Origin of the sequence: Prauserella shujinwangii (assembly GCF_003001955.1) — a bacterium.
Taxonomy (GTDB): domain Bacteria; phylum Actinomycetota; class Actinomycetes; order Mycobacteriales; family Pseudonocardiaceae; genus Qaidamihabitans; species Qaidamihabitans shujinwangii.
Genome location: NZ_PVNH01000001.1, coordinates 180,321 through 206,102, shown reverse-complemented (window position 1 = coordinate 206,102; position 25,782 = coordinate 180,321). Strand labels below are relative to the sequence as shown.

The following is a 25,782-nucleotide window of genomic DNA, read 5'->3' as shown; positions in this document are numbered from 1 at the left end:
GGCGGGTCCCCTCACTGGTCGGCGGGTGGTTCGGGCAGCTGCTCGCCGACGCTTTCCGGCCGCGCGCCCACCGTCGTCGGCCACGCCTGCGCGATCGCGTCCGCGGACCAGCCACCGTCGGCGTAGGCGGAGACCACCTGGGCCGGGTGTGACCACAGCGAGAGGCGGTCGCCGCCGATACCGATGCACTGGCCGGTCACGTCGGCCGCCGCGTCGGAGGCCAGGAAGCCGACGAGCCCGGCGGCGTCCTCGGGGGTGCCGAACGCGAGGGCACGGCGCGCGAACGGGGGCATCGGCTCACCCCGGCGCTGGGCCTCGACGTACGGCGCGAGCGCCGGGATCGTCTCGGTCATGGCGGTGGCGGCCACGGGGATCACGGCGTTGACGGTGATTCCCGCCCTGGCGAGCTCCATGGACCAGGTGCGGGCGAACGCGGCGATGCCCGCCTTGGCCGCGGAGTAGTTGGTCTGCCCGAAGTTGCCGCGCTGCCCCGCGGGGGAGCCGACCAGGATGAGCCTGCCGCCCTCCCCCTGCTCGCGCATCCGCCGGGCGGCGGCGCGGGCGCACGTGAAGGTGCCGCGCAGGTGGACGTGGACGACGGTGTCGAAGTCCTCGTCGGTCATCTTCCAGAGCACCCGGTCGCGCAGCACGCCCGCGTTGGTGACCAGCACGTCGAGGCGGCCGAACTCCGTGACGGCCCGGTCGACGAGCGCCTCGGCGGTCTCGGTCGGGCCGACGGCGGCCACCTCGGCGACTGCGGTGCCGCCCGCGCCGGCGATCTCCTGCACCGCGGCCTCGGCCGTCCCGGTGTCCACGTCGTTCACCACGACCTTCGCCCCGGCCGAGGCCAGCTCCTTGGCGTAGGCGAGGCCGAGCCCGCGACCACCGCCGGTCACGATCGCGACCTTGCCGCTGAGGTCCATCCGGCGCACCTCCCAGTATCAGGTTTCCTGATATAAAGGTGTACCCATCAACGATTAGAGTTGTCAACCATTGGAATGCACATCGAGTCCGGGAGGGATCATCGACGTTCCGGCGGGCAGCGTCGGCTACCTGCTCGCCCGTGCGGGCGGGCGGGCGATCCGCGACCTCAACCGCGCGCTCGAGCCGTACGGGCTGCGCAGCAGGCACTACACGGTGCTGTCGGCGTCCGCCGCACGCGGCGGGCTGTCGCAGCGGCAGCTGGGCGGGGTGCTCGGCGTCGACCCGAGCGCCGTGGTCGCGCTGGTCGACGACCTGGAACGGGCGGGGCTGGTCAAGCGGGAGGCCGACCCCGAGGACCGGCGGACCCGGCTCGTGACGCTCACCGAGCGGGGGCACACGACCCTCGCCAGGGCACGTGAGCTGGCGGCGGAGACCGACAGCGCCCTGCTCGGGCCCCTCAGCGGAACCGAACGCGCGACACTGGAGTCCCTGCTGCGGCGCATCGCCGGCCCGCCAGGGTGAGCCACCGGCACCGGGCACGGGCAACCGTGACGCCGCACGAACCATCGGCCCCGCCCGCGCGGCGTACGGCGTGCCTCGTTCAGGCGGCCGGGATCTCCACCGCGATCTCTGCACGCGTGTCCGCGACCTGTGCACGCGTGTCCGCATCGCGCGACGCAGGCACACGTGCGCAGGTCGCGGACACGGACAGCCGACGCGGCAGCGCACGACGCAGCGCACCGGGCAGACCCAGGCGTTCCGCGCCTCCCCGAACGAACCCCACGGACCGTGCCGGTCCGGCACGCGTCAGCGGCCCTTGCGCAGGAACTCCCGCAACCGCCCCAGGGGCCACGTGTTGATCACCTCGTCGGCGGTCAGCCATCCACGCTGGGCCGTGCCGACCCCGTAACGCAGCACGTCGAGTGAGCGCACGGAGTGCGCGTCGGTGTTGATCGCGAACTTCACCCCGTACCGGCGCGCGTGCAGGATGTCCTCGTCGCGGAGGTCGAGCCGGTCGGGCGCGCTGTTGATCTCCAGGGCGGTGCCGGTGCGGGCGCAGGCGCGGAACACCTCGCCCAGGTCGGCGTCGATGGCGTCCCGGCGGCCGAGCAGCCGGGTCGTCGGGTGCCCGATGATGTTGACGCACGGGTTCTCGCACGCCCGCAGCAGCCTGCGCGTGGTGTCCTTTCCGGACAGTGTGAAGTGTGAGTGGATGGACGCGACGCACACGTCGAAGGTCGCGAGGAAGTCCTCGGGCCAGTCGACCTCGCCTTCCGGGTCGATGTTGAGCTCCGTGCCGTGCAGGAGCGTGAGCGCCGGGTACTCGCCTGCCACCGCGCGCAGCCGCTCGCGCTGGGCGAGCATCTTCTCGTCCGACATCCGCACCATCGGCAGGTTGGGCGCGTGGTCGGTGACGGCGAAGTACTCGTGCCCGCGTCCGGCGGCGGCACCGACCATGTCCTCCAGAGTGGACACTCCATCGGTGAGATCGGTGTGGGTGTGCAGGTCGCCGCGAATGTCCTCCTCGGTCACCAGCTCGGGCAGCTCACCCCGCAGCGCCGCCTCGACCTCGCCGCGATCCTCCCGCAGCGGCGGTGGGATCCACGGCAGTCCCAGCCGGGCGTAGACCTCCTCCTCGGTCTCCGACACGACCAGCTCGCCGGACTCGGCGTCGAACAGCCCGTACTCGGACAGCTTCAGCCCGGCGTGCACGGCCCGTTCGCGGATGCGGACGTTGTGCTCCTTCGAACCGGTGAAGTACTGCAGCGCCGCGCCCCACGCCTGCACCGGCACGACCCGCAGGTCCACCTGAAAGCCCTTCGTCGTGCGCACCGACGTCTTCTTCGCCCCGCGCGCGATGACCTCCGCCACGAGGGGCAGCCGGGTGAAGGCGTCCATCAGCGGCGCCGAGTCGTCGGCCGCGGCCAGGATGTCGAGATCGCCGATGGTCTCCCGGAACCGGCGCAGCGACCCGGCGTGCACGCACCGCAGGCAGCCGGAGACCCCGGACAGCTCGGCCACGATCTCGGCAGCCAGCTCCCAGGCGTCGTCGAGCGGCACCCGGCCACCCGCCTGCCGCAGCAGCGCCACCCCGTGCAGGATGTTCTCCTCGGTCTTCGGGCCGAAGCCCTTGAGGTCGCGCAGCCGCTCCTCGTGGATCGCGTCGACCAGTTCCTCGACCGAGCTGATACCGAGATCGTGGTAGAGCAGGGCGGCCTTCCTCGGACCCAGGGTGGGGATCGCCATCAGCTCCCGCACGCCGGCGGGAATCCGCGCGCGGACCTCCTCCAGCGAGCGGATCGTCCCGGTGCGGAAGTACTCCGCGACCTTGTCGGCGATCGAGCGCCCGACACCGGGGACCGCACGCAGCCGCTTCGCGTCGAGCGTGGAGACGTCCTCGTGGTGGCCGCCGACGGCCCGCGCCGCGCGCTCGTAGGCGCGCACCTTGAAGGCGTCACCACCGGTGATGGAAAGGAGGTCGGCGTACTCCTGCAGCAGAGCCTCGACCTCGTCGTTCCGCCGGGCCATGTTCCCCATCGTACGAGCCGGAGCCGCTCGCCGTGCCGATCCGCCCACGTTCAGTTTGCGTTGCAAACCGGTTTGCCGTAGCCTGACGGTCGTCCGTTTCGCTGGGGGAAAGGGAACGTCCGTGACCGACCACGCCGAGCTGGCGCGCATCCGCTTCGTCACCACGCACTTCGAGTACCTGCAAGGCCTGGCCGCGCTACCGGTGCTTGCCTGGATCGCCCTGGCGATGGCCTGGGCGAGCGACTGGATCGGTGGCTGGCTCGTCCTGGCCGCGATCCCGCCGCTCGCGGCGGCCGCGGTGGCCGCGATCGTCCACTACCGCCGGGCCTACGGCCAGGTGCGGCCCCCGCGAACCGGCACCCGGGACGCGGTCTTCCTCTGGCCCGTGCTGGCGACCGTGGTCGCGGCGGCCGCCGTCGACATCGCCGGGCTGACATGGCCGGTGAGCGTCGAGGGCATCGTGCTGTCCGGCGCCGCGCTGGCCGGTGCCGTGCTGGTCCGCCCACTGACCCCGGCCCTGCTGCTGGTGGGCGTGCCGTGGCTCGTGGTGAGCCTGATCCCGCTGGGTGGCTCCGCCGGTCCGCACCCGCTGTCCACGACCGAAGTCTGGATCCTGGCCTTCTGCGCGGGCAGCGCCGTCCTCCAGGTCTGGGGACACCTCCTCCTGCGCAGGACGCTCCGGCCGCGGCCGGCTCGGAGGGCCTCGGGAACGTGACCGGACCGTTCGAGGAGCTGGCCGGGCTGGACAAGCTGATCCACGAGCCCGCCAGGCTGGCGATCACCACCGCGCTGAACTCCTGCGCGGAGGCCGACTTCCTGTTCCTGCAACGCCTCACCGGCCTGTCCAAGGGCAACCTGTCGGCACACCTGAGCAAGCTCGAGGCCGCCGGGATCGTCGCGATCGACAAGCGGTTCCGGGGCAAGCGCCCGGAGACCTGGATCCGGCTGACCGGCGAGGGCGCGCGGGCGCTCGCCGCGCACTGGGAGCGGCTCGGCGCACTGCGCGAACGGGCCAACACCTGGAGCCCCGACGGCCCGCCGCGTGAGTGAGGACCACGCCGGTCAGACGATGGGGCGCAGCGGCCCGCAGTCGCTGGGTCCGTAGCGGCGCAGCTCCTCCCAGGCGGCAGCCAGCCTCCGCACCAGCTCCCCCATGACGTCGGGCGGGTGCGTGAAGGGCAGCCGCAGGTGGTTGTCGTGGGCACCGGTCGAGTCCATCGCCGAGCCCGGGATCACCTCGACCCCGTGCCGGAGTGCCACCTGGGCGAGCACATCGGCACTGGCGTCGGGCAGCGCCACCCACAACGACGAGCCGCCGTCCGGGTGCCGCCAGCGCCAGTCCGGCAGGTGCTCCCGCAGCAGCCGCTCCAGCAGCGCACACCGTTCCCGCTGCAGCACGGAGCGGTGCTCGGCGAGCTCCGCCAGCCGGGGGACGAGACGGGCCGCCATGGCCTGTTCGATGACCGGGCTGCCGAGGTCGGCCAGCGCCTTGCGGCGCGCGCAGCGTTCGATCAGCCCCGCCGGCCCGCGCACCCAGCCGACCCGCAGACCGCCCCAGACGGCCTTGCCGAGGGACTCGACCGTGATCGTCTCGGCATCCGCACCGGCGAACGCCGCGAGCGGGGCGGGCGGGGCCGTGTCCCCGGTGCCGAGATCGCAGCCCGCGTAGGCGTTGTCCTCCAGCACCGGTACTCCGTGCCGGGAGGCCAGTTCGAGCACGCGCCGCCTGCGCGGTTCGGACATGAGCACGCCGGTCGGGTTGTGGTAGGTCGGCATCACATAGAGCAGTGCCGGGGCGTGCGCGGCCAGCGCCGCGGCAAGGCCCCGCTCATCGATCCCCTCGTCGTCGAGCGGCACGTGGACCAGTTCGGCGTGCGCGGCGCGGAAGACGTCGAGGCAGGCGGGCCAGCTCGGGGCCTCGACCACCACCGTGGAGGCCTGCCGCAGGTACACCTCGGCCACCAGCACGAGCGCCTGGTGCGCGCCGGTGGTAACGAGCAGCTGGTCGGGGGTCGTGGGCACGCCGAGGGCCGTGTAGTGCTCGGCGAGCGCCTCCCGCAGGGCGGGCAGCCCGCGCGGGTGGTAGCCGGGCTCCGCGAGCAGGCTCGCCATGTCGTGCTCGGCCACCTCGCGCAACGTGTCGGCCACCTCCGGCGCACCGCCCTCGGCGGCGCACGCGAGCGAGATCAGCGAACCGGGGCCGTCGATGAGGCGCTGGAAGATCGCGGTGCCCTGGCCGCCGCGGACCCGGCCGTCGCTGTGCGGCGGCCGCACGCCCGCGGCCACCCGCGTGCCGCTGCCCTGCCTGCGCTCCAGTACACCCCGGTCCCGCAGCTCGCTGTAGGCGGCCACCACCGTCGCCCTGCTCACGGCGAGCGAGCGGGCCAGTTCCCGCTCGGACGGCAGCCGGTCCCCCGCCCGCAACGCGCCCTCCTTGGCCGCACGGGCCAGTGCATCCGTCAGCTTGAGATACAGCGGCCCGGAGCCGGCGGTCCAGTCGCCGAGGACGGACGCGAGCCCCGCACCCCGCGAAGAACGATCCACTTCACCCAGCATTGGCTCTTTCTCCGGTCCAGTGATCGGACAAATATAGGCGATAACCGGTCCAATAGCCAGCACTGGACGGCGAAGTGGACCGTGAATGAGATGTCTGGGTGAGAGGGGTTGGACCGTGTCGACGATCCTGTTGCTGCTCGTGGTGGGCGCACTGCTGACCGGACTGGGGCGGGCCGTCCGGCTGCCGTACCCGGAACCCGCCGTGCTGGCCGACACGGAACCGCGGCTCGCCCGGGACCTGGTGGCGGGGCTGCTCGTGCTGCGCGAGGTCAGCCTGGCGCACGGTGCCCGCCTGGACGCCTTCGCCGGACGGCCGCGGCAGCCTCACGCGTAGTGCGCGCCGGGCCCGGCCACGCCGGGTGCGATGTGCGGGCGCAGCACGAGGTCGTCGTCGTAGTCGCCCCCGTCCTGGTGGCGGAAACGCACCGGCTCGGTGTCCTGCAGGGTGGCGAGCCGGTCCCGCAGGCGGGCCGCCGCGGCCGCGTAGTCGGCCTCGGTGGCCCGGTCCGCGCCGTACACCGCGAACGGCGGCAGCGCCGCCATCCCCGTGTACCAGAACAGGCCGTGCTGGACGGGGAACAGCACCCCGTCCAGGTCGCCGTGGATGCCGCGCGGGCCGAACGACGCCTCCCGCGCGCCGATCGTGACCACGACCAGCGCCCGCCGGCCGGCGAGGCCGCCGTCGCCGTAGCGCCGGGTGCGCCCGGTGACCGGATCCGTGACCCCGAAGGCGAAGCCGTTGACGAACACGCGGTCCACCCAGCCCTTGAGGATCGCGGGTGGGCCGAGCCACCAGAGCGGGAACTGCAGCACCACCGTGTCCGCCCACGTCAGTTTCTCCTGCTCGGCGCGGATGTCCGGGCTCAGCGTCCCGGACCGGTGGGCACGGCGGGCCGCGGGGCCGACCAGAAGCCGGTCCTCGCTGCCGAGCCCGAAGTCGGCCGCCTCCACCACCGGGTTCCACTTCATCGCGTACAGGTCGGACTCGCGGACCCGGTGGCCGAGCCCGCGCAGCGTGCCGACGCCCTCCTCCCGCAGGGCCCCGCTCAGTGATCGCTCCTCCGGATGCGCGTAAACCCACAGCACGTTCATGCCCCGAGCGTGCCGCCCCGGCCGCGGCGGCGACGAGTGGCCCGATGGACAAGATGTGCAAGAATCGGGCCATGAAGGCCCCGCACCGCGTCGCCGTGCTCGTGCGGCACGGGGTGGTGCCGATGGAGCTCGGCCTGGCCCACCAGCTGTTCCGCCAGGCCCGCTCCCCCGGCGGCGCACCCCTGTACGAGGTGCTGACCTGCGCGCCCGAGGCGGGCGAGGTCCGCACCGACGCCGACTTCCCCATCCACGTCGCCCACGGGCCGGAGGCACTCGCGACGGCGGGCACCGTGCTCGTGCCCGCCACCCACGAACCGGACGAGCCGGAGACCCACGGGCGGCTCGGCCCCGCGCTCGCCGCCGCGCTCGGCCGGATCCGCCCCGGCACCCGGGTCGCCTCCATCTGCACCGGCGCGTTCGTACTCGCCGCGGCGGGCTGGCTCGACGGCCGCCGCGCCACCACGCACTGGCAGTCGGTGGCCGACTTCCGCGGGTTCTTCCCTGCGGTGCGGCTCGAGGAGGACGTGCTCTACGTCGACGAGGGCGACGTCCTGACCTCGGCCGGGGAGGCCGCGGGCATCGACCTGTGCCTGCACCTCATCCGCCGCGACCACGGCGCGGCCGTCGCCAACGAGGTGGCCAGGGCCACCGTGGTGCCGCCGCACCGGGAAGGCGGCCAGGCCCAGTACGTCCGGCGGCCGGTCCCCGAGCCGCGGCTGTCCTCCACCGGCGCGGCGCGGGCGTGGGCGCTGGAGAACCTGCACCGGCCGCTGTCGCTGCGGGAGCTGGCCGCGCGGGAGGGGATGAGCACGCGGACGTTCACCCGGCGGTTCCGGGAGGAGGTCGGCATGTCCCCCGGCCGGTGGCTGGCGCAGCGCAGGCTGGACCGGGCGCGGGACCTGCTGGAGCGCAGCGACCTGCCGGTGGACCGGGTCGCGGCCGACGCCGGGTTCGGCACGGCGGCGTCGCTGCGCCAGCACCTGCACGCCGCGCTCGGGGTGTCGCCGAGCGCCTACCGCGCCACCTTCCGCGGGCCCCGGGAAGCCGCAGGTCGCGCGGGAATTTCGGCACCCGCTTGCGCGTTGAGCTGAGTGCGCGTCGCGCCGCTCTCGCGAACCCCAGCCCCGACACCCCCAGCCGGCAATCCGCCTGCCGTCGCGGGCCGAATCCCTGCTGTCAGCGGCGCCGCGTGGAAGAGAGGTGACCACGATGGCCAACGCCACGAAAACCGCAGACCGCCGCGGCGCCCAGCACGGCCACGAGGAGCCGGACCTGGTGCGATTCTACCTGGACGAGGTCGGCAGCACCCCGCTGCTGACCGCGCAGGAAGAGGTCGACCTCGCCAAGCGGATCGAGGCGGGCGTGTACGCCGCCGAACTGCTGCGCCAGGCCGACGCGGGTGAACGCGACCTGGACATCGACCGGCGCGACCTGGAGGCCGTCGCTCGCGACGGGGCGGACGCCAAGAGCCACATGATCCGCGCCAACCTGCGGCTCGTCGTCACGGTGGCGCGCAAGAGCCGCAACGCGGCCCTGCCGCTGCTCGACGCCATCCAGGAGGGCAACCTCGGCCTGATCCGGGCCGTGGAGAAGTTCGACTACGTCAAGGGCTTCAAGTTCTCGACGTACGCGATGTGGTGGATCCGGCAGGCGATCCAGCGGGGCAACGCGTTCCAGGCACACACCATCCGGCTGCCGATGCACACCACCGAGCAGATCGCCAAGCTCGACCGGGTGGAACGCACGCTGCTCGCGCGCGGCGACCACGAGCCCACGGTGCAGGAGCTGGCGGACGAGTCCGGCCTGCCCGTCGAGCGCGTGACCGAGCTGCGCACGATCTCGCGCGCCACGATGAGCCTGGACGTGCCACTCGACGAGGACGGCGAGCTGCGCATGGGCGACCTCGTCGCGGGCGGGGAGGGCGCCGAGACCGTCCTGGCGTACGAGCGCGGCGCCCTGGCCGAGGACGTCAAGGCGTCCCTGGCGACCCTGCCGCCGACCGAGGCGATGATCGTCTCGCTGCGGTACGGCCTGCACGACGGCCACCAGCACACGCAGCAGGAGATCGCCCAGCGGCTCGGGCTGCCCCGCAAGCGGGTGCGCAGGCTCGAGGAGACCGCGCTCGCCCAGCTGCGGGAGTCCAGCCGCCGCGACTCGCTGCTCGCCTGGGCCAGCTGACCCGCGAGCCGTGTCCGCGCGCTACGCGCACGTGTCCGCCGTCTGTGCCCACGTGTCCGCCTCCTGGGTACGGCGCCACCGCGCGAGCCGTACCCAGGGTGCGGACACGTGTGCCTGGATGCAGGACACGCGTGCGCAGGACGCGGACACGCGCGGCGGCTTACGATCAGCGGGTGGACCTTCCCGTATCGCCGCCGGTCAGGCCGATGCTGGCGACCTCGGTGCGCGAGATCCCGCGCGCGCCCGGGCTCACCTACGAGCCGAAGTGGGACGGGTTCCGCTGCATCGTCTTCCGCGACGGCGACGAGGTGGTGCTCGGATCCCGCAACGACCGGCCGCTGACGCGGTACTTCCCCGAGCTCGCCGACCTGCTGCGGGAGGCCCTGCCGCCGCGGTGCGTCGTCGACGGCGAGATCGTGATCGTCACCGAGCACGGCCTCGACTTCGAGGCGCTGCAGCTGCGGCTGCACCCCGCCGAGTCCAGGGTCCGGCTGCTCGCGGAGCGGACACCGGCGAGCTTCGTCGCGTTCGACCTGCTGGCGCTCGGGGACAGCGACCTCACGGGCGAGCCGTTCCGCGAGCGGCGCCGGCTGCTGGAGACCGTTCTCGACGACCGCCTGGCCCGCGTGCACCTGACCCCGCTGACCACCGATCCCGAGGTCGCGCGGGACTGGTTCACCCGGTTCGAGGGCGCGGGATTCGACGGCGTGATGGCCAAGGACGGCGACCTGCCGTACGAGCAGGACCGGCGCACGATGTGGAAGGTCAAGCACGAGCGCTCCGCCGACTGCGCCGTGGCCGGTTTCCGCTGGCACAAGGACGGCAAGGGGGTCGGCTCGCTGCTGCTCGGCCTGTACGACGAGCAGGGCGTGCTGCACCACGTCGGCGTGGCCGCCAGCCTGCCCGCCGCCCGCCGCCGCGAACTGGTCGACGAGCTGGCTCCGCTGCGGGACAACGCCCTCACCGGACATCCGTGGCGGGGCTGGGCCGAGGCGCAGGGCGAGGTGGCCGGACGGGTGCCCGGCGGGCAGAGCCGGTGGAGCGCGGGCAAGGACCTGTCGTGGGAGCCGCTGCGGGTTGAGCTGGTCGCCGAGGTCCGCTACGAGCACGTGCAGGCGGGCCGGTTCCGGCACGGCGCCCGGCTGGTCCGCTTCCGACCGGACCGGGACCCCCGTTCGTGCACGTACGCCCAGCTCGACGAGGTGCCCCCGGCGGAGCTGCGGACCCTGTTCACCGAGGTGGCCCGGTGAGCGCCGGCGTGACCCTCGACGTGGACGGCACCGAGGTCACCCTCTCCCACCCCGACAAGGTGTACTTCCCCGAGCGCGGCGAGACCAAGCTGGACCTGGTGCGCTACTACCAGGCGGTGGCCGGGCCCCTGCTCGGCACGCTGCGCGGCAGGCCCCTGTTGCTGGAGCGCCACCCGGACGGCGCGGGCGGCAAGTCCTGGTTCCAGAAGCGCGTGCCGAAGTCCGCGCCCGGCTGGCTCACGACCGCCGTGGTGGCCACGCCGAACGGCACCACGAGCGAGGCGCTCGTCGCCGCCGACCTGGCGCACGTGCTGTGGGCGGTCAACCTCGGCTGCCTCGGCTTCCACGTGTGGCCCTTCCACGCCGCCACGCCCGAGGTCACCGACGAGCTGCGCGTCGACCTCGACCCCTCGCCCGGGGTCACGTTCACGCAGCTGCGGGAGGCGGCGGCGCTGACGCGGGCCCTGCTCGACGAGCTCGGCATCGAGGCCCACGTGAAGACCACCGGTTCCCGCGGCCTGCACGTCTACGTGCGGCTGGAACCCCGCTGGAACAGCTACGAGGTGCGCGCGGCGGCCGTCGCGCTCGCCCGCGAGCTGGAACGCCGCCACCCCGGCCTCGTCACCGCGCAGTGGTGGAAGGAGGAGCGCGGGGCGCGCGTGTTCGTCGACTACAACCAGAACGCGCCGCACAAGACCGTGTTCGGCGCCTGGTGTGTGCGGCCGCGCCCGCACGCCCCGGTGTCCACCCCGATCCGCTGGGACGAGGTGGGTGAGATCGACCCCGCCGAGCTGACGATCGCCACCGTGCCGCGCAGGCTCGCCGAGCACGGCGACCCGTGGGCGGGCATGAACGAGCGCCCGCAGTCGCTGGAGCCGCTGCTGGACCTGTCCCGGCGCGACCTCGCGAACGGGCTGCTGGACGCGCCGTGGCCACCGGTGTACCCGAAGCAGCCCAACGAGCCGCCCCGGGTCGCCCCCAGCCGCGCCCGGAAGCCCTGACTCGCCCGCCGGAGCACACACCGGGAGGCCGCCACCGGACGGCCACGCCCACCCTGAAATGTTACCTGATAACATTTCAGGGTGGGCAAGTGGGACCGGACGCATGAGCGGATCCAGCGCGTGGCGCTGGAGCTGTTCGAGCGGCACGGTTTCGAGGCGACGACGGTCGCGCGGATCGCCGCCGCGGCGCAGGTCACGGAGATGACCTTCTTCCGCCACTTCCGGTCCAAGGAACGCCTGGTCCTCGACGATCCGTACGACCCGCTCATCGCCACCGCGATCGCCGCCCAGCCCCTGTCGCTCGGCCCGTTGCGGCGCGCGGCCCGCGGCGTCCGCGAGGCGTGGTCCCGGCTCGACGAGCCGGACAGTGACCTGGTCCGCAGGCGGGTGCGGATCGTGGCGGGCTCCCCCGCGCTGCGCGCGGCCGCCTGGCGGGACAACGAGGCGACCCAGCGGCTCATCGTGGAACAACTCGTGGCGGGCGGCACGGAGCCCCTGCGCGCGGAGGCCGCCGGCGCCGCGGTGCTCGCCGCGATCACCGCGGCGCTCTACGCCTGGGCCCGCGACGACGATCGCGCCCTCGCTTCCGCCGTGCTGGGCGCACTGGACACTCTGGACGGCGGGAATGGTTGAGCGGCGCATCGTCGCGAACGGACTGTCGCGCGCGTTCTCCCCGGCCGCGGGTGTGCGCGGCATCGACCTCGCCGTGGCCCGCGGTGAGATCCACGCCCTCGTCGGCCTCAACGGCGCTGGCAAGACCACCCTGATGCGCCTGGTGCTCGGCATGCTCCGCCCGGACAGCGGCACGTGCGCGATCGACGGCCACGACGTCCGGACCGCGCCCACCGCCGTGTGGGCGCGGGTCGGGCATCTCGTCGACCACGCGCTCGTCTACGGCGACCTCGACACCCGCACCAACCTGGTTCTCGCGGCACGCCTGCACGGTGTCCCCCGCGCCCGCGTCGGCGCGGCGGTCCGGGACATCGTCGACGAACTCGACCTGGGGCGGTACCTCGGTGTGCGGGCGCGAGCGCTGTCCCAGGGCAACCGGCAACGTGCCGGTCTCGCGGCCGCGCTCCTGCACCGGCCCACCACGATCGTCCTCGACGAGCCGACCAACGGGCTGGATCCGGCCGGCGTCGTCGCGCTCCGCTCCACACTGCTGCGCCGCGCCGCCGGCGGCGCGGGCATCCTGGTGTCCAGCCACCACCTGGACGAGGTCGCCCGCGTCGCCGACCGCATCACCGTCGTCAACCACGGCAGGATCGTCGGTGGTCTCGACCCGGACGGCACCGACCTCGAACGCGCCTTCTTCACCCTCGTGCACCAGGACGACCAGCAGGCGGGAGGCGCCGCGTGAGCGGCGGGGCGGACCGGGAAAGCTCGGTGCGGAGGGACAGGGCCGACCGCATGACCGGCACCGCCGTCGTGGTCGAGGCACGCAAAACGTTCGGCTCCCGGGTCGTCCTCACCACCACCGCCGCCCTCGTCGCGGGCATCGCGATACTGGCGGGCGCGCTCACCGCCGCCGGCCGCGGTGGCAACGAGCGGGTCCTGGACCGGCTCGGACCGCTCGCCGAGCGCACCGGGTGGGACCTGCTGCTCGGTGTCGTGGCCCAGATCACCGCGCCCGCCGCGTTGCTGGGCTTCGGTGTCGTGCTGAGCTGGATGTTCGGCCGCGAGTTCGCCGACCGGACGGTCGGCGCCCTGTTCGCCCTTCCGGTACGCCGCACCGCCCTCGCCGCGGCCAAGATCCTCGTCTTCCTCGGCTGGGGCGCCGCGGTCGCCACCGCACTCGCGGCCCTGCTCCTCGCCGCCGGGCTGATGATCGGCCTCGGCTCCCCCGACCAGGGCGTCCTCGCGGCGCTCGCCCGCCAGCACCTGCTCGCCCTGCTGTCCGCGCTGCTGGCCACTCCCGCCGCCTGGGTGGCCACGCTCGGGCGCGGGCCGCTGCCCGGGATCGGTGCCACCCTCGGCCTCATCGTCGCCGCACAGGTCGTGGTCGTGGCCGGCGCCGGCGGCTGGTTCCCGGTTGCCGCGCCCGCGCTCTGGGCGATCGAACCGGCCTCGGTCACTCCGGTTCAGCTCGCCCTCGTCACCACGGTGCCGCTGATCTGCGCGCCCGCGACGCTCCTTTCCTGGCGGCGTCTCCAGCTCGACCGCTGACCACGGGCACCCTCGGTGGCACGCGGCGGCCCGGTGTCACCGGCCGCCCTCGCGCTGGCGGAGCCGGAAGAAGTTGCTCTCGTTGCCCTGCTTCCGATGCTCCTGGTAGACGAACTCCAGATCGCGCTTGTCGAAAGTGGACAGCCAGTCCTCCCAGGACACCGGCTCCAGGTTCTCCCCGCCGTAGCCGGGGAAGTCGAGCCGGAGCCGCCCGAGGTGGTCGCCGTACTCGCTCCCGGGAGCCCTGGCCGGGGTCGCGCCCCGATCCTCGGCCCACCGCCTGATCTCGTCGTGGTCCGTCGTCACGAGCGTCTGCCCGGGGTATTCCTCGTCGGCCACCGTGGATCGTCCTTTCCTTCCGCTGCGTGCTGCCGGGGAGGAGGTACCCCCGCGCTGCGGAGGTTTAACCCGGCGCACGGCGGTTACCCGGGTGCCGATGTGCGCCCTGACCGTGTCGCCCGCGAACCTCGTGCGGGGTCATCTCAACCCGCTCGACCGGACACTGGCCGTGCTGCGGCACCGCGCGGAGCTGCTGGCGCGCTGGGGCGGCGTGCTCGGCGAGCGGCTGCGGGCGGGGAACCGGTTGCTCACGGCGGGCGACGACGCCTCGGCCCACGCGGCCCGGTACTTCGCCACCGAGACCGTCGGCCGGGACGATCCGGCGCGGCGGCCGTTCGCGGCGCTCGCGCTCGGCCCCGACCTCGCATCCGACAGCGGCGAGGCCTTCGCCCGGCAGGTGACGGCGCACGCGCGGCCCCGCGACGTGCTCGTGCTGCTCGCCACGCCCGGCGGGGAGCACGTCCTGGTCCGCGCGGCCGAGGAGGGCAGGAAGGCGGGGGCGACGGTGTGGGCGCTCACCGGCCCGGAGCCGGGACCGCTGGCGTCGGCCGCCGAGGAGACCCTGAGCCTGCGGGGCACCGCGGCCACGGTGCCGGTGGGCCACCTCGTGGCCGTGCAGCTGCTGTGCGCCGCGGTGGAACAGGCACGGCCGCAAGGCCGCGACCACATCGGCGACCTCGCCGTCTGAGCCGCCCGGCCAGGCATGCCGCGCACGCCCGGCGGGCGGGCCCGTCCTACTTCTTCCTGGCCTTGGCGGTCTGCCGCCCGCTCGCCTTCTGCAGGGCCCGCACCAGCTCCTGCTTGCTCATCGAGGAGCGGCCGCTGATGTCCAGCTCGCGGGCCCGCTCGTAGAGGTGCTTCTTGCTGGCGGAGGCGTCCACGCCGCCCGCCGTCCTCGCGGGCTTCTGCCCCGCGCCGCGGCGGGCCTGCTCGTCGGAGGGACCGCGCTGCTCCTTGGGCTCCCAGTGGTCGCCGACCTTCTCGAACGAGTGCTTCAGCGCCGCGAACGCCGTCTGGTGCGCCCGCCGGCCCTCGCCGTAGGTCTCCACCGCCGAGTCGTGCGCCTTGATCCACGTGCGCTGCGCCTTCCTGGGCGACCGCTGGATCGTGCTGGGCAGTTCCTCACGTGCGGGCATCGGACTCACCTTCGCTCGGGTTCTCGGTTCCGATCAACGCGTACCGTGGTTATCCGGACCCGGCCCGGCCCAAACGCCGACGCGCGGCGGGTCAGTCCAGCTGGTTGGCGCTCTCCGCGGCCGCCCGGCGCCACGACTCGATCTCGGCTCCCATCCCGTCGAGCACGTCGATGGCGCTGGTCGCCCTGCCCTCCCGCAGCTCCTGCTCGGCGCGCCGCGCGAGCTCCGCCATCCGTTCGGGAAAGCCCTCCGCGGCGAGCGGGTCCCGCTCACCGTGCCGCCAGTCCTCGGGCCGCGGGCCCGGCGCGGCGCGGCGGATCTCGACCGGTTCGTCGTGCTGGCTCATCGTGACCTCGTGCGGAACGGTTGCGCTGCCCGGGGAAGAGATGGCTCGCCGGTGCTCGGCAGACCGGTCGGGGTGGGGGCAATCGGCCGCCGGCCCGGCGAGCCATCCTCGCGGGGACGGCCGCGGTACTCGGCGCGGCTGTCCCAGGCCCGGGACACCGGTGTGCCCGCGGACGGTCCCGGTCAAACATGCCCACCCGGTTTCGCGGCTGGTCCCCGGTGGTACCGCCTCCGGATGGAGGAACGGCAGACCCACCAGCATTCGCGCACCACCGAGATCGCGCACGCGGCGCTGCGCGGCGCGGTGGCGGCGATGAGCATGAGCGGGTTGCGGGCCCTCACCACGCGCCTCGGCCTGATCGCGCGGACACCGCCGGAAGTCGTCACCGAGGAGGGTGGCCCGGACGTGCTGCGGCGGCTGACCCGGCGGCAACGGGAAGGGCTGATCATCCTGCTGCACTGGGCCTACGGCGCGGGCGGCGGCGCCGTGTTCGGTGCGCTGCCCGACCGCGTCCGGTTGAAACCGTGGGCCGGGCCCGCGTACGGCACGGCGGTGTGGCTGGGGTTCGAGCTCGGCATCCTGCCGGTGCTGGGCCTGCGCCTGCTGCGGCAGCAGTCCACCCGGGAGCGCCTGGCGCTGGCCGCCGACCACCTCCTCTACGGCGCGGTCCTGTCCGAGCTGCGCGCCAGGCCGCGGGACACGGCCGGCTGAGCGGCCGCGGCACCGGTCAGCGGGCGGGCACCGGCACCGCCGAGGTCAGCCAGCCGTACCAGTCGTCGAGGCCCTCCCCGGCCACGGCGGACACCGGCAGCAGCTCGGCGTCCGGGTTCACCCGGCCGAGGTGCCGGTGGAAACGCTCGACGTCGAACCGCAGGTGCGGCAGCAGGTCCACCTTGGTCAGCAGCACGAGGTCGGCGCCCCGGAACATGTGCGGGTACTTCAGCGGCTTGTCCTCGCCCTCGGTGGTGGAGGCGAGCACCACCCGCCGCGCTTCGCCGAGGTCGAACAGCGCGGGGCAGACGAGGTTGCCGACGTTCTCGACGAACACCAGCGTGCCGCTGCCCGGATCGAGGGTGCGCAGCGCACGCTCGATCATCTCCGCGTCGAGGTGGCAGCCGGAGCCGGTGTTGATCTGCACCGTCCGGCAACCGGTGGCGCGCAGCCGCTCGGCGTCCATCGGGGTCGCCTGGTCACCCTCGACCACCATCACGGGGCGCGCGCGGGACAGCTCCCCCACCGCGCGTTCCAGCAGGGTGGTCTTGCCCGAGCCCGGCGAGCTCATCAGGTTGACCGCGCAGACGCCCCTGGCCCGCAGCCACTCCCGGTTGCGCCGGGCGGCCCGGTCGTTCTTGGCGAGCACGTCCTGTTCCAGGACGACGGTCTCGTGCTCGTGGCTGTGGTCGTGATTGTGCTCGTGACTGTGGTCGTGGCTGTGTTCGTGGCTGTGTTCGTGGCCGTCCTTTCCGAGTTCGTGGCCGGGTTCGTCGATCGTCCCGGCGCCGCCGTCACACCCGCACGTCGCGCACATCGCGCTGCACCCTCACTTCCCGGATCCGCAACTGTTCTCCCGAGAGCACCTCGAGGTCGAGGCCGCCGCACGCGCAGCCGCCGAGGAGATCGGCGAGCGCGGACTCCGCTCCGCACCCGCGGCAGCGGGCCCGCCCCGGCGGTTCGTCGATCACCAGCTCGGCACCCTCGACCGGCGTTCCCGCCGCCACGACGTCGAAGCAGAACCGGATCGCGTCGACCTCCACTCCGGACAGCCGGCCGATCTCCAGCCCGACGCGCAGCACGTTCCGGTCGCCGACCTGCTCGGTGATGCCCGAGACGATGCTCTGGGCGATGGACAGCTCGTGCACGGCCGCCGCCTCAGCAGATCCGGGGCAGCGGGTCGCCCACGAGCAGGTCGACGATGCGGGTGCCGCCGAAACCCGTCTTGAGCAGCACCAGGCCCGGCGGGTCGTCCCCGACGTGCCCGATCACCCTGGCGCCCGCGCCCAGCGGCTGCGACCGCAGCGCCGCGACCGCGGTCTCGGCCTGCGCACCGTCCACCACGGCCACGAACCGGCCCTCGCACGCGACGTACAACGGGTCGATGCCGAGCAGTTCGCAGGCGCCGCGCACCTCCTCCCGCACGGGCACCGCGTCCTCCTCGACCACGACCGACACCTGCGCGGCCCGCGCCACCTCGTTGAGGACCGTGGCGACACCGCCGCGGGTGGCGTCGCGCATGGCGCGCACGCCCGGCACCGCGTCGAGCAGCCCGCGGCACAGCCCGTTCAGCGGTGCGGTGTCCGACTCCAGGTCCGCGTCGATGTCCAGCTCACCGCGCTCCAGCATGATCGTCACGCCGTGGTCGCCCACCGGCCCGGAGACGAGCACGGCGTCCCCGGGCCGGACGGTGTGGACGCCGAGCGCGCGGTCCGGGTCGAGCGTGCCGATGCCCGTGGTGTTGAGGTAGCAGCCGTCGCCCGAGCCCTTGCCGACCACCTTCGTGTCCCCGGTGACGAGCGCGACGCCCGCCGCGTCGGCCGCGGCCGTCATCGACGACACGATGCTGCGCAGGTCGGCGACCTCGAACCCCTCCTCGATGATGAAGCCGCACGACAGGTACCGCGGGGTGGCCCCGGCGACGGCGAGGTCGTTCACGGTGCCGTTGACGGCAAGGTCGCCGATGTCGCCGCCGGGGAAGAACAGCGGCGACACCACGAACGAGTCGGTGGTCATCGCCACCCGCTCCCCGCCGACCGTCAGTTCGGCGGCGTCGCCGAGCGGCTCCAGCGCGGGATTGCGAAACGCGTCCAGGAACACCGCCTCGACCAGCGTCTGGGTGGCCTTCCCGCCCGCGCCGTGCGCGGAGGTGATCCGGTCCTCGCGGACCTTCGGCCTGCGCCTGCGTGCCTTGTCGATACGGTCGAGCACCCGCTGCTCGCGGTCGCCGGGATCGCCGGGGCCACCGGGGCCGCCGCCGGTGGTCGCGCCGTGCTCGGACACGGCCCGCTCCGCCCACGGCGCCAGTCGTTCGGTGCTCATGCGCCGGTCGCCTCCTTCACGCGCTGCCGGGAGAACCGGCCGAAGTTGTAGTAGGCGGCGCAGGCGCCCTCGGGCGACACCATGCACGTGCCGATCGGGGTCTCCGGGGTGCACGCGGTGCCGAACACCTTGCACTCCCACGGCTTCAGCACGCCCTTGAGCACCTCGCCGCACTGGCACGCCTTCGGGTCGGCGACCCGTACGCCCGGCAGGGAGAAGATCCGTTCGGCGTCGAACGCGGCGAACTGCTCCCGCAGCCGCGTGGCCGAGTGCGAGATGAAGCCGAGACCGCGCCACTCGAAGTACGGCCGCAGCTCCATCGTCTCGGCCATGGCGCGCAGCGCGACCTGGTTGCCCTGCCACGGAACCACCCTGGCGTACTGGTTCTCCACCTCGCTGCGGCCCTCCTTCAGCTGCACCAGCAGCTGGTAGATGGACTGCAGGATGTCGAGTGGCTCGAAACCGGCCACCACGAGCGGTTTGCCGTAGTCCCTGGCGATGAACTCGTACGGGCGGCAACCGATCACCGTGGACACGTGGCCCGGCCCGAGGAAGCCGTCGAGCCGCAGGTCCGGCGAGTCCAGAATCGCCTTGATCGCCGGGATGATCGTGACGTGGTTGCAGAACACCGAGAAGTTCCGGATGCCCTCCTGCCGGGCGCGCAGCAGGGTCATCGCGGTGGACGGCGCCGTGGTCTCGAAGCCGATGGCCATGAACACCACGTGCTTGTCGGGGTTCTGCCGGGCGAGCTTGAGCGAGTCGAGCGGGGAGTACACCATGCGGATGTTGGTGCCCTCGGCGTTGGAGTCGAAGAAGTTCCCGCCCGAGCCGGGCACCCGCATCATGTCGCCGAACGACGTCATCAGCACGTCCGGCGTGCTCGCGATGTGGATGGCGTCGTCCACGCGGCCCATCGGGATCACGCAGACCGGGCAGCCCGGCCCGTGCACCAGCTCGACGTTCTCCGGGAGGTAGTCCTCCAGGCCGTGCTTGTAGATGGTGTGGGTGTGCCCGCCGCACACCTCCATGAACTTGTAGTGCCTGCCCGGCTCGCACAGGCCCGCGATCTTCGAGGCCAGCGCCCTGGCCTTGCCGGCATCGCGGTACTCGTCGACGAAACGCATGGTCACCTACCGTCCCGCTCGCCTCGTGAGTGAGAAACGTGGTTAGAACGACGTTTCTCACTCACGAGTCGAGCATCGATTGCTTGAGGGCGTCGACCTCGTCGGTGTAGTTCTGTCCCATCCCCTCCAGGAACTCCAGCGTCGCCCGCGCCTCCTCCTCGTCGATCTTCGACAGCGCGAAGCCGACGTGGATGAGCACCCAGTCGCCCGGGCTGGGCGGCTCCTCGAGCAGACCCACGTTGATGGCGCGCCGGACGCCGCTCACCTTCACCCGCGCCAGGTCCGGTTGTTCCGGCACGGTCTCGACGACCTCGCCGGGGATGCCGAGGCACATCGGTGTCACTCCTCTCTTGTGGCGGCCGCCGGGGCGCGGGCGGCCTCCGCCGCGGCCAGCTGGAGTGCCCTGCGTGCCGCCGGGTCCACGACGGCGGCGACGGCCGGGCTGAGCCCGATCCCCTCGTCGACGCGTTCGGGTTCGCAGCCGAGGACGAGCACGCGGCCGGGCACGCCGCCCAGCCGCCGCAGCAGCGCCAGCACCGCCGCCGGGGTCATGGCGTGCGCGTCCACGTCCGCGTCCGCGCACGAGTCCGGGTCGGCCTCGATCTCGTACAGCGTGCCCGGGGCGCCGCCCCGCGACACCGTGTCCACCAGGACGGTGCTGGCGAACCGGCCGTCCAGCATCTCGTAGGCCAGGTGCATCCCCCGGATCCCGTAGTCGGCGACGCGCACCCGCTCCGGAACGTCCATTCTGGACATCCGGAGGGCCACCTCGCTGCCGAACCCGTCGTCGCCGAGGAAGATGTTGCCGATGCCGGCGACCAGCACGCGCGGGGTCACGGCGTCTCCCCTTCCGGGAGCGGCTCCGCCTCGGCGGTGGTGAAGTAGCGGTACTGCGCGCGCTCGTGCAGCAGCTCGGCGGCCGGGTCGCCGTCGATGGTCACCGCGAGGAACACGGTGCCGTCGACGTCCTCCCGGATCGCCCGCACGGTCGCCGTCCGGCCGGTGACGAACATGTCCTGCGCGTCGGTCCGGCCGGCGGGCCGCAGCACCACCCTGCTGCCCCGGCGCGCCCGCGTACCGCCGAGCGGCACGCTGTCCAGCTCCGGCTGATCGGTCACCTCCGGCCGGTTCACGTGGCCCACCCCGGCGCGGGCTGGTCGAACGGGTGCCCGCCGGGCACGCCGTCGGCGGCCAGTTCGGCGAGGACGTGGTAGATCGTCGTCTGCGCCTCCTGGATGCGGTGCACCGACGGCGACGGCACGACGAACAGGTGGTCGATCGAGCCGAGCTCGGCCATCTTGCCGCCGGTGTCGCCGGAGATGCCGACCGTCAGCATCCCGCGCCTGCTCGCCTCGTCGAACGCCGAGAGCAGGTTGGCGGAGTTGCCGCTCGTCGACAGCCCCACCGCGATGTCCTCGGGCCGGGCGAACGCGGCGAGCTGGCGGGAGAACACCACGTCGAACCCCACGTCGTTGCTCAGGGCGGTGACCACGGCGATGTCAGCGGTCAGCGCGAAGGCGGGCATCGGCGGGAAGCCGGGCGGCGGGTCCATGAACGTCGTCGCCAGGTCCTGCGCGTCGGTGGAGCTGCCGCCGTTGCCGAAGGCGAACAGGCGCCCGCCCCGCGCGAACCGCCCGGCCATCGCGGCCCCGCACGCCGCGATCCGGGCACCGTCGCGCCGGTGGACCTCCCGGCGCAGGTCCACGATCTCCCTCGCTTTGTCCACAGTGGACTGACGGACCTCCGCCAGCACGCCGTCGACGTCGGCGGCGCCGGACTCGGACCCGGAGTACAGGAACGGGTAGAGCGCCTCGAGATCCTGCTGCGAGGTCATGCGGGTGCCTCCTCACCGGGCTCGCGGGGCAGCACCGCGATCGCCTCCTTGGCGTGCACGAGCACGACGTCACCGGGTGCGGCGGCGACGAGCGCCACGCTCACCTCCTCCGCGTGCCCCGTCCCGGGGTCCACGACCGCCAGCCCGTCGGCGAGCAGCCGCGTCACGCGGACCGGGACGGCCTCGTCGGAGCAGGTCACGCAGACACCGTCCGGGCATTCGGGCACGGTCACCGGCTCATCACCTCCCCGGTGAGCACACCGGGATGCTCGAAGAAGACGTGCACCAGTTCCCACAGGACGTGGTACGTGGTCACGTGGACCTCCTTGACCACGCGCGGGTCGGTCGACGCCGCGCCGAGGACGTGGTCGACGGACCGGCTGCGCGCGATGTCGCCGCCGTCCCCGCCGACCAGCGCCACCGTCAGCAGCCCCAGCGCACGGGCCTTCTCCAGGCCGCGCAGCACGTTGTCGCACCGGCCGTCCTCGGAAAGGCCGAGCGCGATGTCGTCCGGCGTGGCCAGGTAGCGCAGCTGGTGGGCGAACACCTCGGCGAAGCCCACGCGCCGCGCGACGCCGGTCATGGTGGCCACGTCGGCCGTCAGCGAGATCGCGGGCAGCGCGCGCTTGCCGACGATCACCGGGTGTACGAACTCGACGGACACGTGCTGGGCGTCGGTGGAGCCGCCGCCGTTGCCGAACACGATCAGCTTGCCGCCGCGGTGGAAGCGTTCGGCCATCGCGTGGCAGGCGCGGGCGACCGGCTCGGCATCGGCGATGAGGGCTTCCAGTGGTGCGACCCGGGCGTCGAACGCCGCCGCCACGCGGTCGTCGAAGAACTTCCTGTCCCGTACCTCGGGGGACGTCATCGGCTCGTTCCCTTCCTCAGTCGCGCAGCCTCGCCATCCGCCACATGCGGATCTCGCGCACCAGCCCGGGATACTCGCGCACGAGGATGCCCAGGACCGCCGCGCCGATCAGGACGCCCTGCGCGATCAGGATCTTCTTCGCCATGGTTGGCCTCCGTCGTTGGTCACCGCTCAGCCCGGCGGGAGGTTCGGCATGATCTTGAGGATGGCGTTGTGCCGCTTGGGGTGGATGCCGGTGGAGCGGCGGGCGTCGGCGGTGCCGTCGTCGTGGTGCCCCGGCTGCTTGTGATACGGCCCCTTGTTGCCCTGGTGGATTCCCGGCACGTGGGTCGACTCGTCGATCCTGCCCTGTGCCGTGCCGACCCGGATCCGGCCCATCGTCTCCTCCTCTGGTGCTTCCGCGGTGCCACGGCGCCGCGGTGGTCAGCGTCGTTCGGTCAGTTCGGTGAAGAAGCGCTCGATCTCGCGCCAGACGGTGCCGCCGCCGGAGAGGCCCCGCCACTCCCGGCGGACCACGGCCACGAGCCGGAAGCAGTCGTCGAGCGGCACCAGCCAGTGCTCCCGCGCGCCGCGTGCCGTGTTGACCAGCAGCGCCTCCGTCTCCGGCGCCAGCTCCCGCAGCGCGGGCACCCGGTCGAGGACCGACCGCCACGCCGCGGGGTCGACGTCCCACCGGGTGGCGCCCACCGGGCTCGGGTAGTGCGCGAGCACGCCCCCGTCGTCGCCCACCACGACGTAGGCCAGGCCCACGGGGACGCCGAGCGCACCGGCCGGCACGTCGGGCAGCCGCGTGCGGCGGGTCGGCAGCAACCGGTAGTGCCCGTCGCTGGCGGCCTCCCGGCTGAACAGGATCGAGCACGCCCGGCAGCAGCACCGCGGTTCCCGGACCGCGGTGTCGAGCAGGTGCCGGTGGTCGCCGGGCACGGGCTCGGCGCACAGGTCACAGCGCTCACCGGCCTCCGCCCGGCCCGTGTTCGCCGACCGGACGACGCGTTCGAGCGCGGCGCTCCTCACGGGCCGCCCCCCGCGGCGGCCGTGCGGCTCAGCAGGGACTCCACGGGGATGAGCGAGGGTTCGCCTCCGCCCGTGGGTTCGCGCACCGGTTCCACGTCCCGCAGCTCGGGCGCCAGCGCCAGCACGGACTCCCGGACGGCCTGTTCCAGCGTGCCGTCCGGGGAACCCGCCGAGCCACAGCCGCAGCCGCCGCCGGAGACCCGCACGCGGGCGACGGCTCCGTCGATCCCGAGCAGTTCCACACCGTCGCCCCGGGTGCCCAGGTGCGCGCGGAGCCCGTCGAGGGCGCGGCGCACGCGGTCGGCGACCGGCTCGGGGTGGATGTCGTGCAGCACCATGAGGTGCCCGACGAGCTCGTCGGCGGAGAACCGGCCTGCCCGGTCGGCGGCGAGGTCCACCATCCTGGCCAGCGCCTCGCCGTAGACGTCGGTGAGCGTCCGCACCGCCTCCAGGGCCGTGTCCGCGGTCGGCCCCGGGTAGCGCTCGACGTGAGCCAGCAGCTCGTCCAGCCGGGCGAGCCGCCGCTCGACGGCGCCATCGTCGAGCCGCGTTCCGCCCTGGCTAGCCATTGATGCCCCCGAAGGTCGGCGAGTGCAGCTTGCGCAGTTCCTTGCCGCCGCCCAGGTACATGTGCACCCCGCAGGGCAGGCACGGGTCGAAGCTGCGGACGGCGCGCATGATGTCGACGCCCTTGAAGTCGTCCGGCCCGTTCTCCTCGAAGATCGGGGTGTTCTGCACCGCGTCCTCGTAGGGCCCTGGCGTGCCGTAGCTGTCCCGCGGGCTGGCGTTCCACGGTGTCGGCGGGTACGGGTGGTAGTTCGCGATCTTCTTGTCCTTGATGACCATGTGGTGGGAGAGCACGCCGCGGACGGCCTCGTGGAAGCCGCAGCCGACGGCCTCGTCCGGCACCTCGAAGTCGGTGAAGATGCGGGTGTCCCCGGCCCGCACCAGGGCCAGCCCGTCCTCGACGAACTTCAGCGCCATCGCGGCGGCGTAGGCGACGAAGTACACGCGGGCGCGGTCCCGCTCGATCGCGTTGGACAGCGGAGCGCCCTGCTTGTCGTGCGGGATCTTCCACTCCAGCGTCATGTCCGGCAGCTGCTCGCTCTTCGGCAGGGAGATCCGCACACCCGAACCGGTGGACTTCACGTACGGCGTGTCCACCATCCCGGACAGCGCGGTGGACCACAGCCGCGCGAACGGGCCGCCGCCGGTGTCCAGCGCGAGGTGGTCCTTGCCGTCGAACCAGCGCGGGCTCATCACCCAGCTGTAGTTGTTGTCGAAGTCGCGCTTCTGCGGCACCGGCACGGTGGTCTGGTTCCACGGGTGCCGCATGTCGACCGGGTTGCCGAGCGGGTCCCGGGTGACGAACGGCTCCTCGTTGACCCAGTCCTCGTAGAACGAGCTGCCGAGCATGATGCGCATGCCGAGGTTGATGTCGACGAGGTTGTTGGTGACGATCTCGCCGTCGACGATGACGCCGGGCGTGACGAACATGGCCTTGCCCCAGTCGTTCATCGACGCGTAGCGGTAGTCGCAGACGGCGGGGTCGTTCCACGCGCCCCAGCAGCCGAGCAGCACGCGGCGCCTGCCGACCTCCTCGTAGCCGGGCAGCGCCTCGTAGAAGAAGTCGAACACGTCGTCGTTGAGGGCGACCGACTTTTTCACGAAGTCGAGCACGCGGACCAGCCGGGACAGGTAGTCGGTGAACGTGGTGGGCTCCGGCATCGTGCCCACCCCGCCCGGGTACAGGGTGGACGGATGCACGTGCCGCCCCTCCATGATGCAGAACATCTCCCGGGTGATGCGGCTGACCTGCAGCGCCTCCTTGTAGACGGCGCCCTCGAAGGGGTTGAACGACCGCATGATGTCGGCGATGGTCCGGTAGCCGTGCACGGCCGCGCCGGGCGCCTCGGTCTTCTCGGCCCGCGCGAGGACACCGGGGTTGGTCTCCTTGACCATCGCCTCGCAGAAGTCGACGAAGACGAGATTGTCCTGGAAGATCGTGTGGTCGAACATGTACTCGGCGGCCTCGCCGAGGTTCACGATCGTCTCGGCCAGCGGCGGGGGCTTGATGCCGTAGGCCATCTGCTGCGCGTAGTGCGAGCACGTCGTGTGGTTGTCCCCGCAGATGCCGCAGATGCGGGTGGTGATGAACCCGGCGTCGCGAGGGTCCTTGCCCTTCATGAACACCGAGTAGCCGCGGAACAGGGACGACGTGCTGTGGCACTCGGCCACCTGGCGGTTCGTGAAGTCGATTTTGGTGTAGATGCCGAGGTTGCCGATGATCCGGGTGATCGGATCCCAGGCCATCTCGACGAGTTCGCCCTCCTCCTGGCCGGCGCTGCGCCGGGGTTGGGTGGCCGTCATCGCTGCCGTCCTCCTGCCGTGG

General features: G+C 73.0%; 35 protein-coding genes. 13 read left to right on the top strand and 22 right to left on the bottom strand.

The genetic code is table 11. The features are described from left to right. Positions 1–11: 11 nt before the first annotated feature. Complete coding sequence (locus B0I33_RS00880; RefSeq protein WP_181193132.1) at positions 12–923, bottom strand: SDR family NAD(P)-dependent oxidoreductase; 912 nt, start codon at positions 921–923, stop codon at positions 12–14. A gap of 70 nt (positions 924–993) precedes the next feature. Here B0I33_RS00880 and B0I33_RS00875 point away from each other — a divergent pair, with 70 nt between their 5' ends. Further along, a complete protein-coding gene (locus B0I33_RS00875; RefSeq protein ID WP_245900377.1) occupies positions 994–1,446 on the top strand; it encodes a MarR family winged helix-turn-helix transcriptional regulator in 453 nt (150 codons plus the stop codon). Between the two features lie 285 nt (positions 1,447–1,731). Here B0I33_RS00875 and polX read toward each other — a convergent pair whose 3' ends face one another. After that, entirely contained in the window at positions 1,732–3,453 is a 1,722-nt protein-coding gene (polX, locus tag B0I33_RS00870; protein ID WP_106176551.1) for a DNA polymerase/3'-5' exonuclease PolX, read from the bottom strand. 121 nt (positions 3,454–3,574) lie between these two features. Between polX and B0I33_RS29805 the strand changes: the two genes are divergently transcribed. Continuing rightward, on the top strand, positions 3,575–4,168 hold the full coding sequence (locus tag B0I33_RS29805) for a hypothetical protein (protein WP_181193131.1): 594 nt from the start codon (positions 3,575–3,577) through the stop codon (positions 4,166–4,168). After that, positions 4,165–4,503 carry a transcriptional regulator gene (locus B0I33_RS29800; protein WP_181193130.1) on the top strand — a complete coding sequence of 113 codons (339 nt, stop codon included), beginning with the start codon at positions 4,165–4,167 and terminating at the stop codon, positions 4,501–4,503. The genes B0I33_RS29805 and B0I33_RS29800 overlap by 4 nt, the downstream gene beginning before the upstream one ends. Positions 4,504–4,515: 12 nt before the next feature. Here the strand turns inward: B0I33_RS29800 and B0I33_RS00860 are convergent, their stop codons facing one another. Further along, complete coding sequence (locus tag B0I33_RS00860) at positions 4,516–6,009, bottom strand: aminotransferase-like domain-containing protein (protein ID WP_106176549.1); 1,494 nt, start codon at positions 6,007–6,009, stop codon at positions 4,516–4,518. Positions 6,010–6,124: 115 nt separating this feature from the next. Here B0I33_RS00860 and B0I33_RS00855 point away from each other — a divergent pair, with 115 nt between their 5' ends. Then, positions 6,125–6,343, top strand: a complete 219-nt coding sequence (locus B0I33_RS00855; protein WP_245900376.1) for a hypothetical protein — start codon at positions 6,125–6,127, stop codon at positions 6,341–6,343. Here B0I33_RS00855 and B0I33_RS00850 read toward each other — a convergent pair. Next, complete coding sequence (locus tag B0I33_RS00850; RefSeq protein ID WP_106176547.1) at positions 6,334–7,101, bottom strand: NAD(P)H-dependent oxidoreductase; 768 nt, start codon at positions 7,099–7,101, stop codon at positions 6,334–6,336. The genes B0I33_RS00855 and B0I33_RS00850 overlap by 10 nt on opposite strands. A 71-nt stretch (positions 7,102–7,172) precedes the next feature. Here B0I33_RS00850 and B0I33_RS00845 point away from each other — a divergent pair, with 71 nt between their 5' ends. The 7 genes from B0I33_RS00845 (at position 7,173) to B0I33_RS00815 (ending at position 13,696) form a co-directional block, all read left to right on the top strand. Further along, complete coding sequence (locus B0I33_RS00845) at positions 7,173–8,192, top strand: GlxA family transcriptional regulator (RefSeq protein WP_106176974.1); 1,020 nt, start codon at positions 7,173–7,175, stop codon at positions 8,190–8,192. Between the two features lie 118 nt (positions 8,193–8,310). Beyond that, on the top strand, positions 8,311–9,279 hold the full coding sequence (locus B0I33_RS00840; protein WP_106176546.1) for a sigma-70 family RNA polymerase sigma factor: 969 nt from the start codon (positions 8,311–8,313) through the stop codon (positions 9,277–9,279). 173 nt (positions 9,280–9,452) lie between these two features. Further along, positions 9,453–10,529, top strand: a complete 1,077-nt coding sequence (locus B0I33_RS00835) for an ATP-dependent DNA ligase (RefSeq protein WP_106176545.1) — start codon at positions 9,453–9,455, stop codon at positions 10,527–10,529. Beyond that, on the top strand, positions 10,526–11,530 hold the full coding sequence (gene ligD / locus B0I33_RS00830) for a non-homologous end-joining DNA ligase (protein ID WP_106176544.1): 1,005 nt from the start codon (positions 10,526–10,528) through the stop codon (positions 11,528–11,530). Before B0I33_RS00835 ends, ligD begins: the two co-directional genes overlap by 4 nt. An 81-nt stretch (positions 11,531–11,611) precedes the next feature. Then, positions 11,612–12,163 carry a TetR/AcrR family transcriptional regulator gene (locus B0I33_RS00825; RefSeq protein WP_106176543.1) on the top strand — a complete coding sequence of 184 codons (552 nt, stop codon included), beginning with the start codon at positions 11,612–11,614 and terminating at the stop codon, positions 12,161–12,163. After that, the gene (locus B0I33_RS00820; RefSeq protein WP_106176542.1) at positions 12,156–12,890 is read left to right on the top strand and encodes an ABC transporter ATP-binding protein; all 735 of its coding nucleotides are present in this window, start codon (positions 12,156–12,158) and stop codon (positions 12,888–12,890) included. Before B0I33_RS00825 ends, B0I33_RS00820 begins: the two co-directional genes overlap by 8 nt. Beyond that, a complete protein-coding gene (locus B0I33_RS00815) occupies positions 12,887–13,696 on the top strand; it encodes an ABC transporter permease (RefSeq protein WP_219927099.1) in 810 nt (269 codons plus the stop codon). Before B0I33_RS00820 ends, B0I33_RS00815 begins: the two co-directional genes overlap by 4 nt. A gap of 36 nt (positions 13,697–13,732) precedes the next feature. On the opposite strand, the gene B0I33_RS00810 is transcribed toward B0I33_RS00815, so the two are convergent. Next, positions 13,733–14,035, bottom strand: a complete 303-nt coding sequence (locus tag B0I33_RS00810) for a hypothetical protein (protein WP_106176541.1) — start codon at positions 14,033–14,035, stop codon at positions 13,733–13,735. 97 nt (positions 14,036–14,132) lie between these two features. On the opposite strand from B0I33_RS00810, the gene B0I33_RS00805 reads away from it, so the two are divergent. Then, complete coding sequence (locus B0I33_RS00805) at positions 14,133–14,723, top strand: SIS domain-containing protein (protein ID WP_106176540.1); 591 nt, start codon at positions 14,133–14,135, stop codon at positions 14,721–14,723. Between the two features lie 46 nt (positions 14,724–14,769). Here B0I33_RS00805 and B0I33_RS00800 read toward each other — a convergent pair whose 3' ends face one another. Together B0I33_RS00800 and B0I33_RS00795 are read right to left on the bottom strand one after the other, a co-directional pair. Further along, positions 14,770–15,171: a ChaB family protein gene (locus tag B0I33_RS00800; RefSeq protein ID WP_106176539.1), complete on the bottom strand. Its 402-nt coding sequence runs from the start codon at positions 15,169–15,171 to the stop codon at positions 14,770–14,772. 91 nt (positions 15,172–15,262) lie between these two features. Then, on the bottom strand, positions 15,263–15,517 hold the full coding sequence (locus tag B0I33_RS00795; protein ID WP_106176538.1) for a hypothetical protein: 255 nt from the start codon (positions 15,515–15,517) through the stop codon (positions 15,263–15,265). A 234-nt stretch (positions 15,518–15,751) separates the two neighbouring features. Between B0I33_RS00795 and B0I33_RS00790 the strand changes: the two genes are divergently transcribed. After that, on the top strand, positions 15,752–16,228 hold the full coding sequence (locus tag B0I33_RS00790; protein ID WP_106176537.1) for a hypothetical protein: 477 nt from the start codon (positions 15,752–15,754) through the stop codon (positions 16,226–16,228). Between the two features lie 16 nt (positions 16,229–16,244). Here B0I33_RS00790 and hypB read toward each other — a convergent pair whose 3' ends face one another. The 15 genes from hypB to B0I33_RS00720 form a co-directional block, all read right to left on the bottom strand. Beyond that, positions 16,245–17,045: a hydrogenase nickel incorporation protein HypB gene (gene hypB, locus B0I33_RS00785; RefSeq protein ID WP_106176536.1), complete on the bottom strand. Its 801-nt coding sequence runs from the start codon at positions 17,043–17,045 to the stop codon at positions 16,245–16,247. Further along, positions 17,023–17,376, bottom strand: a complete 354-nt coding sequence (locus B0I33_RS00780) for a hydrogenase maturation nickel metallochaperone HypA/HybF (protein ID WP_106176535.1) — start codon at positions 17,374–17,376, stop codon at positions 17,023–17,025. The genes hypB and B0I33_RS00780 overlap by 23 nt, the downstream gene beginning before the upstream one ends. Positions 17,377–17,386: 10 nt before the next feature. Continuing rightward, positions 17,387–18,550, bottom strand: a complete 1,164-nt coding sequence (gene hypE, locus B0I33_RS00775) for a hydrogenase expression/formation protein HypE (RefSeq protein WP_106176534.1) — start codon at positions 18,548–18,550, stop codon at positions 17,387–17,389. Further along, positions 18,547–19,674 (bottom strand): hydrogenase formation protein HypD, encoded by a 1,128-nt coding sequence (hypD, locus tag B0I33_RS00770; protein WP_106176533.1) that lies wholly within the window; start codon positions 19,672–19,674, stop codon positions 18,547–18,549. Before hypD ends, hypE begins: the two co-directional genes overlap by 4 nt. Positions 19,675–19,735: 61 nt before the next feature. After that, a complete protein-coding gene (locus tag B0I33_RS00765; protein WP_106176532.1) occupies positions 19,736–20,008 on the bottom strand; it encodes a HypC/HybG/HupF family hydrogenase formation chaperone in 273 nt (90 codons plus the stop codon). A 5-nt stretch (positions 20,009–20,013) separates the two neighbouring features. Continuing rightward, positions 20,014–20,511, bottom strand: coding sequence for a hydrogenase maturation protease (locus B0I33_RS00760; protein WP_106176531.1), 498 nt, complete (start codon positions 20,509–20,511; stop codon positions 20,014–20,016). Next, complete coding sequence (locus tag B0I33_RS00755) at positions 20,508–20,807, bottom strand: hypothetical protein (protein WP_181193129.1); 300 nt, start codon at positions 20,805–20,807, stop codon at positions 20,508–20,510. Before B0I33_RS00755 ends, B0I33_RS00760 begins: the two co-directional genes overlap by 4 nt. Then, positions 20,804–21,508, bottom strand: coding sequence for a D-sedoheptulose-7-phosphate isomerase (locus B0I33_RS00750; RefSeq protein ID WP_106176530.1), 705 nt, complete (start codon positions 21,506–21,508; stop codon positions 20,804–20,806). Before B0I33_RS00750 ends, B0I33_RS00755 begins: the two co-directional genes overlap by 4 nt. Next, positions 21,505–21,741, bottom strand: coding sequence for a HypC/HybG/HupF family hydrogenase formation chaperone (locus tag B0I33_RS00745; protein ID WP_106176529.1), 237 nt, complete (start codon positions 21,739–21,741; stop codon positions 21,505–21,507). The genes B0I33_RS00750 and B0I33_RS00745 overlap by 4 nt, the downstream gene beginning before the upstream one ends. Continuing rightward, positions 21,738–22,376: a D-sedoheptulose-7-phosphate isomerase gene (locus B0I33_RS00740; RefSeq protein WP_106176528.1), complete on the bottom strand. Its 639-nt coding sequence runs from the start codon at positions 22,374–22,376 to the stop codon at positions 21,738–21,740. Before B0I33_RS00740 ends, B0I33_RS00745 begins: the two co-directional genes overlap by 4 nt. Positions 22,377–22,392: 16 nt before the next feature. Beyond that, the gene (locus B0I33_RS30650) at positions 22,393–22,521 is read right to left on the bottom strand and encodes a hypothetical protein (protein ID WP_281259331.1); all 129 of its coding nucleotides are present in this window, start codon (positions 22,519–22,521) and stop codon (positions 22,393–22,395) included. Positions 22,522–22,547: 26 nt separating this feature from the next. Further along, a complete protein-coding gene (locus B0I33_RS00735) occupies positions 22,548–22,754 on the bottom strand; it encodes a hypothetical protein (RefSeq protein WP_106176527.1) in 207 nt (68 codons plus the stop codon). Between the two features lie 45 nt (positions 22,755–22,799). Continuing rightward, positions 22,800–23,390, bottom strand: coding sequence for a DUF5947 family protein (locus tag B0I33_RS00730; RefSeq protein ID WP_106176526.1), 591 nt, complete (start codon positions 23,388–23,390; stop codon positions 22,800–22,802). Continuing rightward, positions 23,387–23,959: a NifU family protein gene (locus tag B0I33_RS00725; RefSeq protein ID WP_106176525.1), complete on the bottom strand. Its 573-nt coding sequence runs from the start codon at positions 23,957–23,959 to the stop codon at positions 23,387–23,389. Before B0I33_RS00725 ends, B0I33_RS00730 begins: the two co-directional genes overlap by 4 nt. Continuing rightward, positions 23,952–25,760, bottom strand: coding sequence for a nickel-dependent hydrogenase large subunit (locus tag B0I33_RS00720; RefSeq protein WP_106176524.1), 1,809 nt, complete (start codon positions 25,758–25,760; stop codon positions 23,952–23,954). Before B0I33_RS00720 ends, B0I33_RS00725 begins: the two co-directional genes overlap by 8 nt. Between the last annotated feature and the right edge of the window lie 22 nt (positions 25,761–25,782).

What these genes read in the sequence shown, in the direction of transcription:
- B0I33_RS00880 (WP_181193132.1), bottom strand. Translation starts at nt 923, where the DNA reads ATGGACCTCAGCGGCAAGGTCGCGATCGTGACCGGCGGTGGTCGCGGG.
- polX (WP_106176551.1), bottom strand. Translation starts at nt 3,453, where the DNA reads ATGGCCCGGCGGAACGACGAGGTCGAGGCTCTGCTGCAGGAGTACGCC.
- B0I33_RS00860 (WP_106176549.1), bottom strand. Translation starts at nt 6,009, where the DNA reads ATGCTGGGTGAAGTGGATCGTTCTTCGCGGGGTGCGGGGCTCGCGTCC.
- B0I33_RS00850 (WP_106176547.1), bottom strand. Translation starts at nt 7,101, where the DNA reads ATGAACGTGCTGTGGGTTTACGCGCATCCGGAGGAGCGATCACTGAGC.
- B0I33_RS00845 (WP_106176974.1), top strand. Translation starts at nt 7,173, where the DNA reads ATGAAGGCCCCGCACCGCGTCGCCGTGCTCGTGCGGCACGGGGTGGTG.
- B0I33_RS00840 (WP_106176546.1), top strand. Translation starts at nt 8,311, where the DNA reads ATGGCCAACGCCACGAAAACCGCAGACCGCCGCGGCGCCCAGCACGGC.
- B0I33_RS00820 (WP_106176542.1), top strand. Translation starts at nt 12,156, where the DNA reads ATGGTTGAGCGGCGCATCGTCGCGAACGGACTGTCGCGCGCGTTCTCC.
- B0I33_RS00805 (WP_106176540.1), top strand. Translation starts at nt 14,133, where the DNA reads ATGTGCGCCCTGACCGTGTCGCCCGCGAACCTCGTGCGGGGTCATCTC.
- B0I33_RS00800 (WP_106176539.1), bottom strand. Translation starts at nt 15,171, where the DNA reads ATGCCCGCACGTGAGGAACTGCCCAGCACGATCCAGCGGTCGCCCAGG.
- B0I33_RS00795 (WP_106176538.1), bottom strand. Translation starts at nt 15,517, where the DNA reads ATGAGCCAGCACGACGAACCGGTCGAGATCCGCCGCGCCGCGCCGGGC.
- B0I33_RS00790 (WP_106176537.1), top strand. Translation starts at nt 15,752, where the DNA reads ATGGAGGAACGGCAGACCCACCAGCATTCGCGCACCACCGAGATCGCG.
- hypB (WP_106176536.1), bottom strand. Translation starts at nt 17,045, where the DNA reads ATGTGCGCGACGTGCGGGTGTGACGGCGGCGCCGGGACGATCGACGAA.
- hypE (WP_106176534.1), bottom strand. Translation starts at nt 18,550, where the DNA reads ATGAGCACCGAACGACTGGCGCCGTGGGCGGAGCGGGCCGTGTCCGAG.
- hypD (WP_106176533.1), bottom strand. Translation starts at nt 19,674, where the DNA reads ATGCGTTTCGTCGACGAGTACCGCGATGCCGGCAAGGCCAGGGCGCTG.
- B0I33_RS00765 (WP_106176532.1), bottom strand. Translation starts at nt 20,008, where the DNA reads ATGTGCCTCGGCATCCCCGGCGAGGTCGTCGAGACCGTGCCGGAACAA.
- B0I33_RS00750 (WP_106176530.1), bottom strand. Translation starts at nt 21,508, where the DNA reads ATGACCTCGCAGCAGGATCTCGAGGCGCTCTACCCGTTCCTGTACTCC.
- B0I33_RS00740 (WP_106176528.1), bottom strand. Translation starts at nt 22,376, where the DNA reads ATGACGTCCCCCGAGGTACGGGACAGGAAGTTCTTCGACGACCGCGTG.
- B0I33_RS30650 (WP_281259331.1), bottom strand. Translation starts at nt 22,521, where the DNA reads ATGGCGAAGAAGATCCTGATCGCGCAGGGCGTCCTGATCGGCGCGGCG.
- B0I33_RS00735 (WP_106176527.1), bottom strand. Translation starts at nt 22,754, where the DNA reads ATGGGCCGGATCCGGGTCGGCACGGCACAGGGCAGGATCGACGAGTCG.
- B0I33_RS00725 (WP_106176525.1), bottom strand. Translation starts at nt 23,959, where the DNA reads ATGGCTAGCCAGGGCGGAACGCGGCTCGACGATGGCGCCGTCGAGCGG.
- B0I33_RS00720 (WP_106176524.1), bottom strand. Translation starts at nt 25,760, where the DNA reads ATGACGGCCACCCAACCCCGGCGCAGCGCCGGCCAGGAGGAGGGCGAA.